18 protein-coding genes and 2 pseudogenes are annotated in these 15,734 nt (G+C 62.3%); 7 read left to right on the top strand and 13 right to left on the bottom strand.

Annotated elements, in window-relative coordinates; all coding sequences use genetic code 11:
* Positions 1-435: 435 nt before the first annotated feature.
* Positions 436-1,767, top strand: coding sequence for a Na+/H+ antiporter NhaC family protein (locus ACFQDL_RS28735; protein ID WP_379912160.1), 1,332 nt, complete (start codon positions 436-438; stop codon positions 1,765-1,767).
* Between the two features lie 210 nt (positions 1,768-1,977).
* Here ACFQDL_RS28735 and ACFQDL_RS28740 read toward each other — a convergent pair whose 3' ends face one another.
* The 12 genes and pseudogenes from ACFQDL_RS28740 to ACFQDL_RS28795 form a co-directional block, all read right to left on the bottom strand.
* Positions 1,978-2,583: an acyl carrier protein phosphodiesterase gene (locus ACFQDL_RS28740; RefSeq protein ID WP_379912162.1), complete on the bottom strand. Its 606-nt coding sequence runs from the start codon at positions 2,581-2,583 to the stop codon at positions 1,978-1,980.
* A 160-nt stretch (positions 2,584-2,743) separates the two neighbouring features.
* Entirely contained in the window at positions 2,744-4,243 is a 1,500-nt protein-coding gene (locus ACFQDL_RS28745) for an ABC transporter substrate-binding protein (protein WP_379912164.1), read from the bottom strand.
* A 464-nt stretch (positions 4,244-4,707) separates the two neighbouring features.
* On the bottom strand, positions 4,708-5,100 hold the full coding sequence (locus ACFQDL_RS28750; protein WP_379912166.1) for a flavin reductase family protein: 393 nt from the start codon (positions 5,098-5,100) through the stop codon (positions 4,708-4,710).
* Positions 5,070-5,354, bottom strand: coding sequence for a flavin reductase (locus ACFQDL_RS28755; RefSeq protein WP_379912168.1), 285 nt, complete (start codon positions 5,352-5,354; stop codon positions 5,070-5,072). The genes ACFQDL_RS28750 and ACFQDL_RS28755 overlap by 31 nt, the downstream gene beginning before the upstream one ends.
* A gap of 227 nt (positions 5,355-5,581) precedes the next feature.
* Complete coding sequence (locus ACFQDL_RS28760) at positions 5,582-6,628, bottom strand: ABC transporter ATP-binding protein (RefSeq protein WP_379912170.1); 1,047 nt, start codon at positions 6,626-6,628, stop codon at positions 5,582-5,584.
* Positions 6,625-7,740: an ABC transporter ATP-binding protein gene (locus ACFQDL_RS28765; protein ID WP_379912172.1), complete on the bottom strand. Its 1,116-nt coding sequence runs from the start codon at positions 7,738-7,740 to the stop codon at positions 6,625-6,627. The genes ACFQDL_RS28760 and ACFQDL_RS28765 overlap by 4 nt, the downstream gene beginning before the upstream one ends.
* Before the next feature lie 12 nt (positions 7,741-7,752).
* Positions 7,753-8,064, bottom strand: a complete 312-nt coding sequence (locus tag ACFQDL_RS28770) for an ABC transporter permease subunit (protein ID WP_379912174.1) — start codon at positions 8,062-8,064, stop codon at positions 7,753-7,755.
* Positions 8,061-8,417, bottom strand: coding sequence for an ABC transporter permease subunit (locus ACFQDL_RS28775; protein WP_379912176.1), 357 nt, complete (start codon positions 8,415-8,417; stop codon positions 8,061-8,063). The genes ACFQDL_RS28770 and ACFQDL_RS28775 overlap by 4 nt, the downstream gene beginning before the upstream one ends.
* Positions 8,345-8,683 (bottom strand): hypothetical protein, encoded by a 339-nt coding sequence (locus tag ACFQDL_RS28780; RefSeq protein WP_379912178.1) that lies wholly within the window; start codon positions 8,681-8,683, stop codon positions 8,345-8,347. Before ACFQDL_RS28780 ends, ACFQDL_RS28775 begins: the two co-directional genes overlap by 73 nt.
* Before the next feature lie 13 nt (positions 8,684-8,696).
* On the bottom strand, positions 8,697-9,683 hold the full coding sequence (locus tag ACFQDL_RS28785; protein ID WP_379912180.1) for an ABC transporter permease: 987 nt from the start codon (positions 9,681-9,683) through the stop codon (positions 8,697-8,699).
* Between the two features lie 64 nt (positions 9,684-9,747).
* A pseudogene (locus ACFQDL_RS28790) lies at positions 9,748-10,737 on the bottom strand (ABC transporter substrate-binding protein); the annotation flags it as partial.
* Positions 10,719-11,324, bottom strand: coding sequence for an ABC transporter substrate-binding protein (locus ACFQDL_RS28795; protein WP_379912182.1), 606 nt, complete (start codon positions 11,322-11,324; stop codon positions 10,719-10,721). The gene ACFQDL_RS28795 and the pseudogene ACFQDL_RS28790, both read right to left, overlap by 19 nt.
* Before the next feature lie 491 nt (positions 11,325-11,815).
* On the opposite strand from ACFQDL_RS28795, the gene ACFQDL_RS28800 reads away from it, so the two are divergent.
* The 6 genes and pseudogenes from ACFQDL_RS28800 to ACFQDL_RS28825 all read left to right on the top strand — a co-directional run bounded on the left by ACFQDL_RS28800 (position 11,816) and on the right by ACFQDL_RS28825 (position 15,294).
* Positions 11,816-12,142, top strand: coding sequence for a GntR family transcriptional regulator (locus ACFQDL_RS28800; RefSeq protein WP_379912184.1), 327 nt, complete (start codon positions 11,816-11,818; stop codon positions 12,140-12,142).
* A complete protein-coding gene (locus ACFQDL_RS28805) occupies positions 12,121-12,519 on the top strand; it encodes an FCD domain-containing protein (protein WP_379912186.1) in 399 nt (132 codons plus the stop codon). The genes ACFQDL_RS28800 and ACFQDL_RS28805 overlap by 22 nt, the downstream gene beginning before the upstream one ends.
* Positions 12,520-12,607: 88 nt before the next feature.
* Positions 12,608-13,045 (top strand): amidohydrolase family protein, encoded by a 438-nt coding sequence (locus ACFQDL_RS28810; RefSeq protein WP_379912188.1) that lies wholly within the window; start codon positions 12,608-12,610, stop codon positions 13,043-13,045.
* 11 nt (positions 13,046-13,056) lie between these two features.
* Positions 13,057-13,284, top strand: coding sequence for a hypothetical protein (locus tag ACFQDL_RS28815; RefSeq protein ID WP_379912190.1), 228 nt, complete (start codon positions 13,057-13,059; stop codon positions 13,282-13,284).
* A pseudogene (locus ACFQDL_RS28820) lies at positions 13,224-13,798 on the top strand (amidohydrolase family protein). Before ACFQDL_RS28815 ends, ACFQDL_RS28820 begins: the two are co-directional and overlap by 61 nt.
* Positions 13,799-13,812: 14 nt before the next feature.
* Positions 13,813-15,294 carry an amidohydrolase family protein gene (locus ACFQDL_RS28825; RefSeq protein ID WP_379912192.1) on the top strand — a complete coding sequence of 494 codons (1,482 nt, stop codon included), beginning with the start codon at positions 13,813-13,815 and terminating at the stop codon, positions 15,292-15,294.
* A gap of 60 nt (positions 15,295-15,354) precedes the next feature.
* Here the strand turns inward: ACFQDL_RS28825 and ACFQDL_RS28830 are convergent, their stop codons facing one another.
* Entirely contained in the window at positions 15,355-15,660 is a 306-nt protein-coding gene (locus ACFQDL_RS28830) for a putative quinol monooxygenase (protein WP_379912194.1), read from the bottom strand.
* Positions 15,661-15,734 lie beyond the last annotated feature (74 nt).

Consider the following 15,734-nt stretch of genomic DNA (forward strand, 5'->3'; position numbering starts at 1 on the left):
TGGGGTTTGGGCAGCACATCGGCAATGGCGCGCCCGAGGCTGGGCTTTTCGGCGATAAATAAGCGCATGGTCGTGAGTCGTGAGTCGTGAGTCGTGAGTCGTGAGTCGTGAGTCGTGAGTCGTGAGTCGTGAGTCGTGATCAGCGAATCGAATACTGTATATCCATACATACAATGTAATGGGATCACGCCAGGGATACCACCCCATTTCTATAACTACAAACCCTAAATATTGTTCTTTCTATAACTATTTTCATCAACTCCATAGTCAAAGAATATTTAGTGATCGGCAACAGGGTCCGTATAATGCCGGCCTTCCCGCCCCATGCAGGCCTCATCACCGCCTACGGGCCACCGGGGACCAGATGGCGCTTCACAAGAGCGCCTTTCGTTTAGCCGTCGCCTATCCGGCGACCCGTTTTCATGGAGACAAGCGATGCAACCCAGAGCAATCGCCCTGTTGCCGATGCTGCTGTTTCTTGCCCTCTTTATCGGCAGCGGCCTCTATTACCAGTCCCGGGACGTCGAGTTCGCCTTCTACCAGATCTCGGCGCCGGTCGCGATCCTGCCGGCCATCGTGCTGGCGCTGGCGCTCGGCAGCGGCGCGCTGAGCAAACGCATCGAGACCTTCATCGCAGGCGTCGGCGACAACACCATCATCACCATGTGCCTGATCTACCTGCTGGCCGGCGCCTTCGCCAGCGTCGCCAAGGCGGTCGGCGGCGTCGATGCGACGGTCAGCTTCGGCCTCAGCGTGATTCCGGAATCCCTGGTATTGCCGGGGCTGTTCGTCATCACCGCTTTCGTCGCCACCTCGATGGGCACCTCGATGGGTACCATCGCGGCCATCGCGCCGGTCGCCGTGGGCCTGTCCGAGGCCACCGATCTGTCGCTGGCACTCAGCGTCGGCACCGTCATCGGCGGCGCCATGTTCGGCGACAACCTCTCGATCATCTCCGACACCACCATCGCCGCGACCCGCTCCCAGGGCTGCGCGATGCGCGACAAGTTCCGCCTCAACCTGGTTATCGCGCTGCCGGCGGCCGCCATTACGCTGGTGCTGCTGTTCATACTCGGCGACAGCGGCCCTATCGCCGAGCCGGGCGATTACGAGCTGATCAGGGTGCTGCCCTATGTCGCTGTCCTGGTACTGGCGGTTGCCGGGCTCAATGTGATGCTGGTGCTTTTTACCGGCATTGTGCTGGCGGGACTGGTGGGCCTGCTGAGCGTGGCGGACTACAGCATCGCCCAGCTGTCGAAGGATATCTATGCCGGTTATACCGGGATGCAGGAGATCCTGATCCTGTCGCTGCTGATCGGCGGACTCGGCGCCCTGATGAAACGGCAGGGCGGGCTTGAGTTCCTGTCCCGCGCCATCGACCGCCTGACCCGCGGCAGCAGCGAGCGCCGCAGCGGCGAAGCCAGCATTGCCGCCTCGGTGGCGCTGACCAACCTCTGCACCGCCAACAACACGGTCGCGATCATCATCAGCGGCAGTCTGGCCAGGGATATCGCCAGTCGCCATGGCGTCGACCCGCGCCGCAGCGCCAGCCTCATGGATATCTTCTCCTGCGTGATCCAGGGCATACTGCCCTATGGCGCCCAGATGCTGCTGGCCGGCTCGATCGCCGCGCTGTCGCCGCTGGAGCTGATCGGCTCGACCTACTACTGCTGGCTGCTGGGTGTGGTTGGGATCTTTGCGATTATCACCGGCATTCCGAAACTTGGAGAAAGACCGGCTGCCCGGCTTGCAGGTAGCGAGATCTGAGCATTCGGGTGGGTCTTGGGTGACGGGTTACGCGCCACCTGGACGTATTCAGACTCGGCAAGGTTAAACGCTGTTCGTCGGCTGCCGAATAGATGTAGGGTGGCGTTAGCGGCGCACCGGCAGCGGAATAAACGTTGTCCTACTTCGCTTGGGCGCCGCGACACCCACCATGCTGGGCGCAGCCCAGCTTGGCTTCGCGCATGGAAACTCTCAGCCCTGCTCCTCCACCCAGCGCAGCAACTGCGGATAGAAACGCAGAAAGCAGGTCTCCAGTGCATCGTAGCGCGCCACCACTTCCTCGCCGGCGCCGTACAGCGCCGTACGGCGGCTCAGGCGCGATGCGATGGCATCGAGCGCCCGCGCCACGACCTCGAGTTCGCCGTAGCTGACCAGCCAATCGTATTCGCGCATCCGCTCGAAACGCAACCGGGCCGTTTCCGGCATCAGCGCGGCCTCGTCCCCGAGACGACGATAGACCCCGGCGACAAAGTTCGGCAACGCCCGCGCCTCGTAGCGGGACCAGTGACGCACGAGGAAATGATCGAAGGCGACATCGACGATGATGCCGGCGAAGCGGCGCCGCACCGGGCTCATCAGCCCGAGCGCCGCCAGCACGTCGGGATGACGGTCGGTATAGGCATCGATGCGCCGGTGCAGCCGGATCCCCGCCTCGACCGGCTGCGGCCAGGCATCGAGATCCCTCCCCGGACGAAATCGCCGAGATAGTTGCCGGTCAGTGAACTGCCTGCCCGGTCGGCAAGATGGAAATGGGCCAGGTAGTTCATCTGCAACGATCCGGCCGTGAATGATTAACAACCATGTTCGCACTTTAGCAGAGGCCGGCGACCGAAGCGACGAAGTTCCGCTGGTGCGGCGGCGAAGCCCGACCTTGCGGCCGGGCCTCCGGATCATTCGACCCTGACGTACCAGAGGCGCAGCTTGTCGTCCGGCGACTGCGGGATACTGACTTTTTCGCTCACCCCCAGGATAACGGCTGCTGATGCAGCGGAATCACGGCCACCTCGTCGCTGACGATGCCCAGAGCCTCGTTCATCAACGCCAACCGTTTGCCTTGGTCCAGCTCGCCCGCCACCTGCTCGGTAATCTCGTCGACCCGTGCATTGGAATACTGGCCAACATTCCAGATACCGAGTTTTTCGGTCTTCGTCGTCAGAAAAGCCGACAGCGCGCTGTAGCTGTCGAGCATCGGCAGGGTCGCCCAGCCCAGCATGTAGATGTCGGCATCGCCCTGCAGCACTTTCTCGAAATAGGTGGACTTGCCCTGGGCGTTGAGGCTGGCCTCGACACCAACCTTCGCCCACATGGAGACGATTGCCTGGCAGATCTCATCGTCATTCACGTAGTGATTGTTGGGGCAGTCCATCCCTACCCGGAAACCATCGGGATAACCCGCCTCTGCCAACAGCGCCCGGGCCGCCGCCGGGTCATAGGAATGACGCTGCCGCGCCGGATCGAATCCCGGTACTTCCGGCGCCACGACCAGCGTGGCATTGCGCGATTGACCACGCATGATTTTTTGCCTGATCAGATCGATGTTGATCGCCTGATAGAGCGCCTTGCGCACCCGCAGGTCGCTCATCGGGTTTCTGCCCTTGACGTCGGAATACAGCAATTCGTCCTGCCCCTGCCGCAGTCCAAGCAAAATGGTTCGCAGCGACGGCGACTGCATCGCTCTGACGCCGGCCATCGCCTCGATTCGGCTGATATCCTGCAGCGGCGCCGGGCGCATCAGGTCGATCTCGCCGGACAGCAGCGCCGCCACCCGGGTGGCGTCGGAGGCGATCGGGGTAAACACGATCTCGGTCAGGTTGTGCTTAGGGTTATCCCACCAGCCCGGATTGACCTCGAGGACCGTTTTCGCGTCGGGCTGGCGGCTTTTCAGCTTGAAGGGGCCGGTACCGTTGGCATGGGTCGTGGCATAGTTCTCCTCGCCCTGGTAGACATTGGCCGTTTTCAGCGCGTCGTGCTCGATCATCCACTCGTTGTCGAACAGGTAGACGTTGGTCAGGTAGTTGAGCAGCAACGGGTCGGGCTTCGACAGCACGATGTCCACCGTCAGGTCGTCGACCCTGCGGGCATCGACCACCGTCGGCACATTCACCTTGATTGGCGCGTCCAGAACACGTTTGATCGAGGCCACCACGTCGTCGGCATCGAATGGATTGCCGTTGTGGAAGGTCACACCGTCGCGCAGATGAAAGCGCCAGACGGTCGGCTCGACGGTCTCCCAGGCGGTCGCCAAAGCAGGCTCCAGTTCCAGCCGGTCGTTGTAGCGCACCAGCGGCTCATAGACGTGGTGCAGAAAGGCGATGGTACTGCTTTCGGTCACCGAATAGGCATCCAACGATGCAATATCGGACGACTCCGCTATGCGCAGGGTATTGGCCTTCGCCTGTGACGCCGCGGTCAAGCCGACGGCCAGGGACATTGCAACAGAAAGTATTGTCTTTCGCATTGTAATTTTTCTCGCTACTTCCGCTCTGTATTTCACTGAGACGACCGGAAACTCACCGTACGCCCAGTACCATCGCTAACAATCTCGCATTCAATTGTTAACATATGTATATACATTACGGTTAAAGAGACCGCCACTGTCAAGAAAAATATGTATCGGCACTCAACTTCTGCAGGCCCGCCCATGCATGCCAGCGGGGGCGGTGCTTTTGCATCGCCCTAAACAGATTGAATATCTTGTTTTATATCAATTATATAAGTGTTTTTTATTAAGTGGCGTCTTTATCAAAAGGCACAGAACAATGACGCTTTGACCAGCAACTGGCAGAACCTGAAATATATATTTATATATATACATTCAGACCAAGCAGACAGAATATCGCCACGCCTCCGCCAGATTTAAGGGACCTGATACCTACCCCGGTTCCCGGGCACCGGCATGAAGCGGTGCACGCAATGGATGCCTCAGGCGGTCCTGATCCTCGCCTCCCGGCAAGCCAGCCAATCCTCGTAACTCAGTTGAGGCAGTTCGAACTGGTGGCGGGTCGAGATGTAGACATCGGCATGCAGCCGCGAGATCGGGCAGTATTCCGGTGAACGCACACGCAACCGTTCGGCATCGATAAAACGATCCTGCACATGCATGGCCACCACCTCGCCGAACAGAATCGAACGGTTCGGATAGTCGACGCTGCGTTCGAGGCGACACTCGAAGGCAGCCGGTGCTTCCAGTATCCGCCCCGGTGCAACCTGAGTGCTGGCGGCACAGGTCAGGCCCGCAGCGTCGATCTCGTCGACGTCGGATGGAAATCCGATCGACGAGACGATCATCGCCTGCGCGATCGATTCGTCGACCATGTTGACGACGAACTCGCCGGTCTCGAGGATATTGCGGGTCGTATCCTTGGGTATCCCCCGGGCTTGTGCTGAATGCCAAGAATCAGCAGCGGTGGCTCGTCGCTGAATACATTGAAGAAGCTGATCGGCGCGGCGTTGTTGATGCCGTCAGCGCAGCGACTGGTGACCAGTGCGATCGGTCGCGGCACCACGAAGCTCACCAGCAATTTGTACTTCTCCTGCTTGCTCAGACCTGTGAAGTCGAACTCCATCATCTTTCTCCCGGCAGGTCGGATCCTGCTCGAACGACCGGTATGCCACCGGTTCTGAAACTGGGTATAACGCGCTCGCGAGGCAACAAGGACCCGCCGGCCAGCGACCGACGGGCCAATCCGCACCGGAGGCACAACGGAAACCTGGGGACCCTTCCCATTCACGCAGCGCAAGGGCCATTCGCCCGCGGAGCGGGCTCCCACACTCAAACCGACATCAGGGGACAGCGTCAGATACGCCCTTCCTCGACGCCATGGCAGGCCACCTGGCCGCCACCGTCCGTGGCGATCGTCGCCGGCCGCTCGGCCCTGCAGCGCTCATTGGCGTGGGGGCAGCGGGGGTGGAAGGTGCAACCGCTCGGCGGCGAGATCGGGCTCGGCACCTCGCCGCTCACCGGCGTGCGGGCACGCCCGCTCATCTCGAGATCCGGTATCGCATCGAGCAGCATGCGGGTATAGGGGTGACGGGGATTGCGCAACAACTCGGACGCGGGCGCCTGCTCGACCATCGCGCCGAGATACATCACCCCGACCCGGTCCGAGATATGGAACACCACCGCCAGATCATGGCTGATAAAGAGGTAGGTCAGCCGGTACTGGCGCTGCAGATCGCGCATCAGGTTGAGGATCTGCGCCTGCACCGAGACATCGAGTGCCGAGGTCGGCTCGTCGCAGACGATGAAATCCGGATTGCTGGCCAGGGCCCGGGCGATGGAGATGCGCTGGCGCTGACCGCCGCTGAATTCGTGCGGATACTTGTCGCCATCGGCCGGCATCAGGCCCACCTGGGTCAGCAGCTCCGCGACCCGCGCCTCGATCTCGGCGTCGTTCTTCAGCAGCTTGAACACCCGGATCGGTTCGGCGATGATCTTGCGCACCCGCCAGCGCGGGTTGAAGCTGGCATAGGGGTCCTGGAAAATCATCTGCATGCGGCTGCGCAGCGGCGCCATCTGCCTGCGATTGAGTGGCCCTATGTCGGTACCGGCAAACTCGATCGCGCCGGCACTGGGGGCATAAAGGCCGACCGCCAGACGCGCCGCGGTCGACTTGCCGCAACCGGACTCGCCCACGAGGCCAAAGGTCTCGCCCTTGTGAATCTCGAAATCGATGCCGTCGACCGCCTTGAGGTACTGTTTCGGTGCCCGCTCGAGAATGCGGTTGAGCAGCGGCGGCGAGACATCGAAATGCCGTTTAAGCCCACTGACCCGAAGAATCGGCGCCGCCTCGTCTCCATCCTCGACGGTCCTGATGTCCGCCTCGTTCAGAATCGCATTCATGATGCCACCCCCTGCTCGCATGCCGCGACATGCTTTTTTACGTTGTCTTCACCGCTGTTTTCCCGCGCCGGTTCCCGACGCCGCAAGGCCGCCTCGGCAAACAATTCGCCGGCGTCGGTATCCTGGGAGCGGCCCTCCCAGAGCCAGCAGGCCACCTGTCCGGCGCCGATGCCGTCCAGCGGCGGTTTTTCCTCGCGACACCTGGCCGTCGCATGAGGACAGCGGGGATTGAAGGCGCACCCCTGCGGGATGTGGCTCAGCCGCGGCATGGCGCCGTCGATCTGGGTCAGGTACTCGACCTCCTCACCGAGCTTCGGGATCGACCCCATCAGGCCGCGGGTATAGGGGTGGCGCGCGCGCTTGACGACATCCTGCACCGGGCCGATCTCCACCAGGCGGCCGGCGTACATCACCGCGACCCGGTCGCAGGTCTCGGCAATGACGCCCATATCGTGGGTCACCAGCATCACTGCCGAGCCGTGATCCCGGCACAGGCGCTGCAGCAGGCTGATGATCTGGGCCTGCACCGAGACATCCAGCGCCGTGGTCGGTTCGTCGGCAATCACCAGCTTCGGATTGACACAGAGTGCGAGCGCGATCACCACCCGCTGGCGCATGCCTCCGGAGAACTGGTGCGGATACTGGTCGATGCGCTGCTCCGGCGCCGGAATGCCGACCTCCTTGAGCATCTCGATCGCCCGGGCCCGCGCCTGTCGCGGCGTCAGGTCGGTATGGGTGCGGATGGTTTCGATCAGCTGCCGGCCCACCGTATAGAGCGGGTTGAGGCTGGTCAGCGGATCCTGGAAGATCGAACCGATCTGCTTGCCGCGCAAGCGGCGCATCGGCTCGGCCGCCAGGTTGTCGATGCGCTGGCCGTTGAAGCGGATCTCGCCGCCGGCGATCCGGCCCGGGCGCTCCAGCAGGCCGGTGATGGCGGTGCCGGTGAGCGACTTGCCGGCCCCCGACTCCCCCACCACGCCGAGGATCTCGCCGGCCCGGATATTCATCGAGACGCCATCAATGGCGGTCAGCACACCCCGGCGGGTCGGAAATTCGATCCGCAGATTGTCGACCTCGAGCAGCGATGCAGTCTTGTTATCGTTGTTATACATGCGAAATTCTCCTCAGCGCAGTTTCGGGTTCAGCGCATCGCGCAGCCAGTCACCCAGCAGGTTCACCGCCAGTACCAGCAGCGCCAGGGTGATGGACGGGAAGATAACGACCCACCAGATGCCGGAGAACAGGAACTCGTTGCCGATCCGGATCAGAGTGCCGAGCGAGGGTTCGGTCGGTGGCATGCCGACACCGAGGAACGACAGCATCGCTTCGGTCAGGATCGCGAGCCCGAGGTTGATGGTGGCGATGACCAGTACCGGACCCAGCACGTTGGGTAGCACATGGCGCACCATGATCAGCAGTGGATGCAGGCCGATCACCTGGGCGGCCTGGACGTACTCCTGGATTTCTCGACCATCGTCGAGCTGCGCACGGTACGGGCATACTGCACCCAGCTGGTCAGGGCAATCGCCAGGATCAGTACATAGATCGCCGCTTCGTTCATCACCTCCTGGGGCAGGAAGCTCAGCGCGATGCCGTTGATCAGCAGCGCCACCAGGATCGCCGGGAAGCTCAGGATCATGTCGGCGATGCGCATGATGAAGGCGTCGACCACCCCGCCCATGAAGCCGCTGAGCAGCCCCAGACCGACACCGAGAATCATCGCCACGACGACACCGGCAAACCCCACCACCAGCGACACGCGCAGGCCATAGAGCATCGACGACAGCACGTCGCGCCCCTGGCTGTCGGTGCCGAGCAGGAAGCGCCAGTCGCCCCCTCCATCCAGACCGGCGGCAGTTCGCTGTCCATCAGGCTCAGGGTCGCCACATCGAACGGATTGTGCGGTGCGATCCAGGGCGCGAACAGCGCCGCCAGCACCAGGACCAGCGTGACCAGGGCCGCCACGACCGTCAGACGGGAATGACGGAAACTGTAGAAGATGTCGCTGTCGAGAAAACGCCGCCAGTCGTCGGCTACACTCATCAGTCTTTGCATTTGCCTCGCCTCCTTAGTGAAGATTCACGGCGCCGCGATCGGCGCGCAGCCTGGGATCGAGGAGGAAATAGAGCATATCCACGACCATGTTGATCAGCACGAATATCAGCGACACCAGCAGCAGGTAGGCGGACATCACCGGGATATCGACGAAGCTGACCGCCTGGATGAACAGGAAGCCCATGCCCGGCCACTGGAATACCGTTTCGGTGATGATGGCGAAGGCGATCATGGCGCCCAGCTGCAGGCCGATAATGGTGATCACCGGCATCAGCGTATTCTTCAGCGCATGGCCGAAGTTGATGGCGCGGTTGCTGAGGCCCCGGGCCCGGGCAAAGCGGATGTAGTCGGTACGCAGCACCTCGAGCATCTCGGCCCGCACCAGCCGCATGATCAAAGTGACCTGGAAGAGACCGAGCATGATGCCGGGCAGGATCAGCGACTTCAGACCGCTTGCGGTCAGGAGCCCGGTGCTCCACCAGCCCAGCTGAACCACCTCGCCGCGGCCGAAGGACGGCAGCCAGTTCAGTGTCACCGAGAACACCAGTATCAGCAGAATGCCGGTGACGAACGTCGGCAGCGAAATGCCGATCAGCGACAGCGTCTGGAAGACATGACTGAGGAAACTGTGGGGTTTGAGTGCGCAATAGACACCCATGGGCACCCCGACCAGCAGCGATATCAGAAAGGCCACCGCCACCAGTTCGAGGGTCGCCGGCATCCGTTCGGCGATCAGATCCGAGACCGGACGCTGATTGCGATAGGAGATGCCGAAATCGCCCTGGGCGGTATTGGCGACGAATTTGGAAAACTGCACATAAAGGGGCGCGTTGAGCCCGAGGCTTTCGCGCAGCTGCGCCCGCTCTTCGTGCGACGCATCCTGCGGCAGCATGCCGGTGACGGGGTCGCCGACGAAACGGAACATGCTGAAGGCCAGCAGCGCAACGGCGAGCATCACCAGCACCGACTGGCCCAGACGACGGATCAGAAAACTGAGCATAATGGGGACTCCTTGCAGTGAGTATCAGCAGGATAAGGACCGGGCCAAGACCCGGTCCCTCGGCTCAGTTGACCCTGGCGTACCAGAGACGCGGCTTGTCATCCGGCGTCTGCGGCAGAGTCACCCCCTCGCGTACGCCCCAGGAAAGCGGCTGCTGGTGCAGCGGAATCAGCGCCACCTCATCACGGGCGATCTGCAGCGTTTCGGCCAGCATCGCGCGGCGCTTGTCCTCGTCCAGTTCGCCGGCGATCCGGTCGATCAGCTCGTCGATCCGGGCATTGGAATAGCCGCCCGGGTTCCAGGTACCGAGGTTGTTGGCCGGCGTGGCAAGAAAACCGGTGAGCGCACTGAAGGTATCGAGCATCGGCAGCGTCGCCCAGCCGAACATGTAGATATCGGATCCGCCATTGAGCATCTTCTGGAAATGATTGCCCTTGCTCTGGGCGGTCAGGTTGGCCTTGACGCCGACCCGGGCCCACATCGACACCACCGCCTGACAGATCTCCTCGTCGTTGACATAGCGATCGTTGGTGCAGTCCAGTCCGACACGAAAGCCATTCGGATAACCGGCCTCGGCCAGCAGCGCCCTGGCCGCTTCCGGGTCATGGGGAAAACGCTGATCGAGGTCGGACGAGAAGCCGGGCACCTCCGGCGCCACCACCAGGGCGGCGTTGCGGGACTTGCCGCGCATGATCTTCTTCTGAATCAGCTCCATGTTGATGGCCTGATAAAGCGCCTTGCGGACACGCACATCCTTGAGCGGATTTTTGCCCTTGATATCGGAATCGTGCAGCTGGTCGTCACGCTGGTTGAAACCGAACAGGATGGTACGCAGCGACGGCGCTTCCATCACCTTGACGCCCCGGGCCGACTCGATGCGGCGAATATCCTGCAGCGGCGCCGGACTCATCAGGTCGATCTCGCCGGACAGCAGCGCTGCGACCCGCGTGGCATCGGACGAGATCGGCGTGAACTGGATCTCGGTGAGATTGTGCAGGGGCGTATCCCACCACTGGCCGTTGACCTCCAGCACCGTCAGCGCATCGGGCTGGCGGCTCTTGAGTTTGAAGGGGCCGGTACCGTTGGCGTGGGTGGAGGCATAGTTCTCCTCCCCTTGCGCAGATCGACGGCCTTGAGCGAATCATGCTCGGTCAGCCACTCCCGATCGAACATATAGACGTTGGTCAGGTAGTTCAGCAGCAGCGGATCGGACTTGCTCAGCACGATATCGACGCTCAGTGCATCGACTTTGACCGCGTCGACCACCGTCGGCACATTGACCTTGATCGGCGCATTGGGATCGATGGCGCGCCGGATCGACGCCACGACATCGTCGGCATCGAACGGGTTGCCATTGTGGAAACTGACACCCTCACGCAGATGGAAACGCCAGCGGTTCGGTTCGATCAGTTCCCAGGACCGGGCCAGCGCAGGCTCCAGTTTCAGGTCGGCGTTATAGCGCACCAGAGGCTCGTAGATATGATGCAGGAAACCGAGCGTATTGCTCTCGGTAATGGAGTAGGGGTCGAGCGAGGCAATGTCCGTTGCATCCGCCACCCTGAGGGTATTGGCCAGCCCCGGCGTCGCTGCCGAGAGCCCGATCGAAACCGTCATTGCAACAGTCAGTAGTGTTTTTCGCATTGTTATTCTCTCGTTACTTCTGCACTTGCCGTCAATGTTCAGCCCGGGCGGTCGACAGGGACCGACCGGGCCCGATACGTTAACGATGATTTATTTTTTCGTTAACGATCTTGTATTCAATACAGACGATAAGGGCCGAGATGTCAAGCTGGAAGCTAAACTTTAACCTGACCGACTGGTCACTTTTCAGCCACCCTCAGCCTCACCCCAGGCAGTCGGAGGAGCAATTTTTCGATGCAATTTCAACAAATTAATAAAAATAAACCGAGACTTCGACGTACCCGCCAGACTCACGAACTATTTTTGTTAACAATTTTTTATTGCATCGTTATCGAATCGAAACTAGCCTAGAAACATGACCGACCGGCGATACCGGAGAACGTCGACCGCCGGTAGCCGCGACATCCGGGCGCTCGTTCCCGGCCAAGGTGCGATAGAGTATGTTCCCCGACAACAGCGACCTTGTGATTGAACAGAACGGTAGAACCGCTATGGACAGAGCCCAGGCAACTGCAAGAACAGACCTCGACGCGGTATACCAGCGCGTCTGGGGCGCCATCGTATCCCACAAGCTGGTGCCGGGAATGCGCCTGAAGGAGGACGACCTGTGCGAGGCATTCGGCATCAGCCGCGGCTTCGTGCGCAAGCTGCTGCAGCAACTCGCGCACCACCATCTGGTGACGCTGATTCCAAACAGCGGGGCTTTCGTGGCCGAACCGACCCGGGAGGAGGCGCAGGAAGTGTTCAAGACGCGCCGTCTGATCGAGCTTGAAATGGTGCGGGAGCTGGCCGCCAAATGTACCCCCAGGACCGCCTGACGCTGCAACGTCACGTCGATGATGAGCACGAAGCCCACCACAGGGGCGACAACGGCACCCGCATCCGGCTGTCCGGGGAGTTTCACCTGCTGATCGGCGCGCTGGCCGGGCGGCCGGTGCTCTATCAGTTTCTGCACGAGATCATCTCCCGCTCGTCGCTGATCGTTGCGCTTTACCAGCGCTCGCACTCGGCCAACGGCCGCAGTGCCGGTGACCGTGCCTGCTGCGAGCACCATGGACTGATCGAGGCCATATCGGCCCGCGAAGTGGACCGGGCCGTGCAACTGATGGAAGAGCACCTGGAAGAGCTCGAGAGCCAGCTCGATCTGGCGCCTCCCCAGGAAGAAACCGTCGATCTGAAACAGGTTTTTGCCTGAGGCCCGACCGGCCTGCTTTCGATTGCCGATCTTCGCCTGCTGTTAGACAGGCAGGGCCCCTTTTGTCTCAAATCAAGGAAATCGCCGCATGAACAACAAAAACACTCTGCTGCTGCGCAACGTCCGCCCGCTGGGCAACGTACCGACGGATCTGCTGGTGCTCGACGGGCGCTTCGCCGACCCGGCAAGCAGTCCCGTTCCGGAGCACTGCCCCGACATCGATGGCCAGGGCCAGCTGTTGCTGCCGGGCCTGGTCGACGCCCACACCCATATCGACAAGACCTTCTGGGGCCAGCCCTGGCAGCGCCATGAGGCCGGGCCGCGCATCATCGACAAGATCGAGAACGAACGCCGCGTCCGACGACGGCTGAACCTCTCCCCCGCACCCAGTCCGCCAACCAGGTGCGTCAGGCGATCAGCCGGGGCACCACCCATATCCGTACCCATGTCGATATCGACTCCGATATCGGCCTGGCCAATCTGGAAGGGGTTTTCGCTACCCGTGACGAGTTCCGCGACAGCCTGAGCCTGCAGATCGTGGCCTTTCCCCAGAGCGGCCTGATGATCCGCCCCGGCACCCGCGAGCTGATGGAAGCCGCCGTCGATGCCGGCGCCGAAGTGGTCGGCGGCATCGACCCGTCGTCGATCGACCGCGACCCCGCCGGGCATCTCGATACGATCTTCGCCATCGCCGACCGCAAGGGGTGGAGATCGACATCCATCTGCACGAACCCGATCACCTCGGCGCCACCTCGATCGAGATGATCATCGAGCGCACGCGTGCACTGGGCCTGCAGGGCAAGGTCACCATCAGCCATGCCTTTTGTCTCGGCATGCTGGAGGACAGTTACCTGCAGACGCTGATCGAGGCACTGCGCGAACAGCGTATCGCGATCATGACCCATGGCCCGGGCCATATCGCCTTCCCGCCGATCAAGCGGCTCCACGAGGCCGGTATCCTGGTCTGCGCCGGCTCCGACGGCATCCGCGACGCCTGGGCCCCTACGGCAATGCCGACATGCTCGAGCGGGCGATGCTGATGGGCTTTCGCAGTAACTATCGCCGCGACGAGGAGCTGGAGATGATTCTCGAGATCTGCACCCGCGGTGGCGCCCGGGTCATGGGCGTCGAGGATTACGGCCTCGCCCCCGGCTGCAGCGCCGACTTCGTGCTGCTCGATGCCGAGACCCCGGCCCACGCGATCGTCAGCCGCCCGCCGCGCACCCTGGTCTGCAAGTCGGGGCGCATCATCGCCCGCGACGGCCGGTGCCTGGTCTGAGGAGGAGCTTCGCCATGGGTTGCACACGCATCAAAGGCCGCTACGTCGTCGGTTTTGACGGCCAGCGGCACCGGCTGCTGGAAAACGGCGAAGTCGTCTATCGCGACGACACCATCATCTTCTGCGGCTTCGGTTACGACGGGCCGGTCGATCGCGAGATCGATGCGGGATACGCCATAGTAGGACCGGGCTTCATCGATCTCGATGCCCTCGCCGATCTCGATTCCACGGTGCTGGGATTCGACAACGGACCGGCCTGGCGCTGTGGCCGGGTCTGGGCCAGCAGCTATGTCGAGCGCGGCAGCCGGGAAGTCTATGACCGCACGGCCGAAGACTTCATGAAGCGCTACGCCTATGCCCAGCTGCTGCACAACGGCATCACCACCGCCCTGCCGATCACATCCCTGCTGTACCGGGAATGGGCCGAGACCTACGACGAATTCGCCCGCGCCGTCGATATCGCCGCCGAATTGGGCCTGCGCACCTACCTGGGGCCGGCCTATCGCACCGGGCTGTCGACGGTCCGCCCCAACGGCCGCTTCGACATGCACTGGGACGAGCCGCGGGGCCTGACCGGCCTCGACGACGCTATACGCTTTCTTGAGACCTTCGACGGCCGCCACGACGGCCTGATCCGCGGCATGCTGGCACCCGACCGGATCGAAGGCTGTTCCCTCACGTTGCTCGAGCGCACCCGCGATGCCAGCCGGGCGCTCGAGTGTCCGGTGCGTCTGCACTGCTGCCAGTCGCAGCTCGAAGTCGATACGATGCAGCAGCGCTTCGGCACCTCGTCGCTGCAACTGCTGCACGATACAGGCTTTCTCGGCCCCCGGGCCCTGCTGCCCCACGGACTTTTCCTCGGCGGCGGCGAGGCCCGGCCGGAACAGATCGAGCGCGAACTCGGTTACCTCGCCGACGCCGGCAGCACCCTGGTGCACTGCCCGATCGTCTTCGGCCGCCATGGCAAGGCACTGAACAGCTTCAGCCGGCTCCGGGCGCGCGGCATCAACATCGGCCTGGGCACCGATACCTTCCCGCCGGACCTGATCCGCAACATGCACGCCGGCATCATGCTGAACCGGGTCATGGAGGACGACAGCCAGGCGGTCAGCGCAGCCGACTTCTACAACGCCGCCACCCTCGACGGCGCCCGGGCGCTCGGCCGCGAGGACCTGGGCCGGCTGGCACCCGGCGCCCGGGCCGATATCACCGTGTTCGACCTGTCCGGTTTCCACCTCGGCCAGCGGGTCGACCCGATCCAGACGATGATCATGAATGGTACCGGCCGGGACTTCAAAACGGTGATCGTCAACGGCCGTATCCGCGTCGACGGCGGGGCCATTGCCGGCGTCGACTACGAAGACTGGCACCGGCACGCCCAGACCCTGTACGACGGCCTGAAGGCCAGCTATCCGGAACGGACCCATCTGCACCCGCCGGTGGAACAGATATTCAGTCCCAGCTTCGAGTTGCTGCCACCCGGCGATGCACAATGAATGGACGATGCGCTCGCAGGTTGGTCTGAGGGCGCAGCCCGAAGCCCGACGCCGGCGCTGTCAGCCGCGCGCGGGACAGAAGGTCAGTACATCGGCGCGCAGCACCTGCTGCTTGTTGATCAACTCGTTGATCTGCGCCCGGTCGCGCAGGTAGTGTTCGGTTTCCTTGTGCGCCTGCAGTGCGTCCGGGCTGTCGTAGACCTCGTACAGGTAGACCCTGTTTTCATCTTCGCGGTCGGCGAGCACGTCGAAGGTATGGCAGCCCGGTTCGTTCTCGACCGAGGCGCGGGCGTTTTCGGCGATCAGCTCGAGGTAGCGCGCGCGGGCACCGGGCTTGAGGTCGACGCTGATGAAAATGCAGTACATGGCAATCCCCTGTTGAATCCGTAAGCCAGAAAACGTATTTTTGTATACAAACAAAAGAGACTTTAGATACAAAC

The sequence above is a fragment of the Marinobacterium aestuariivivens genome, from assembly GCF_042661465.1.
Classification (GTDB): Bacteria; Pseudomonadota; Gammaproteobacteria; order Pseudomonadales; family Balneatricaceae; genus Marinobacterium_A; species Marinobacterium_A aestuariivivens.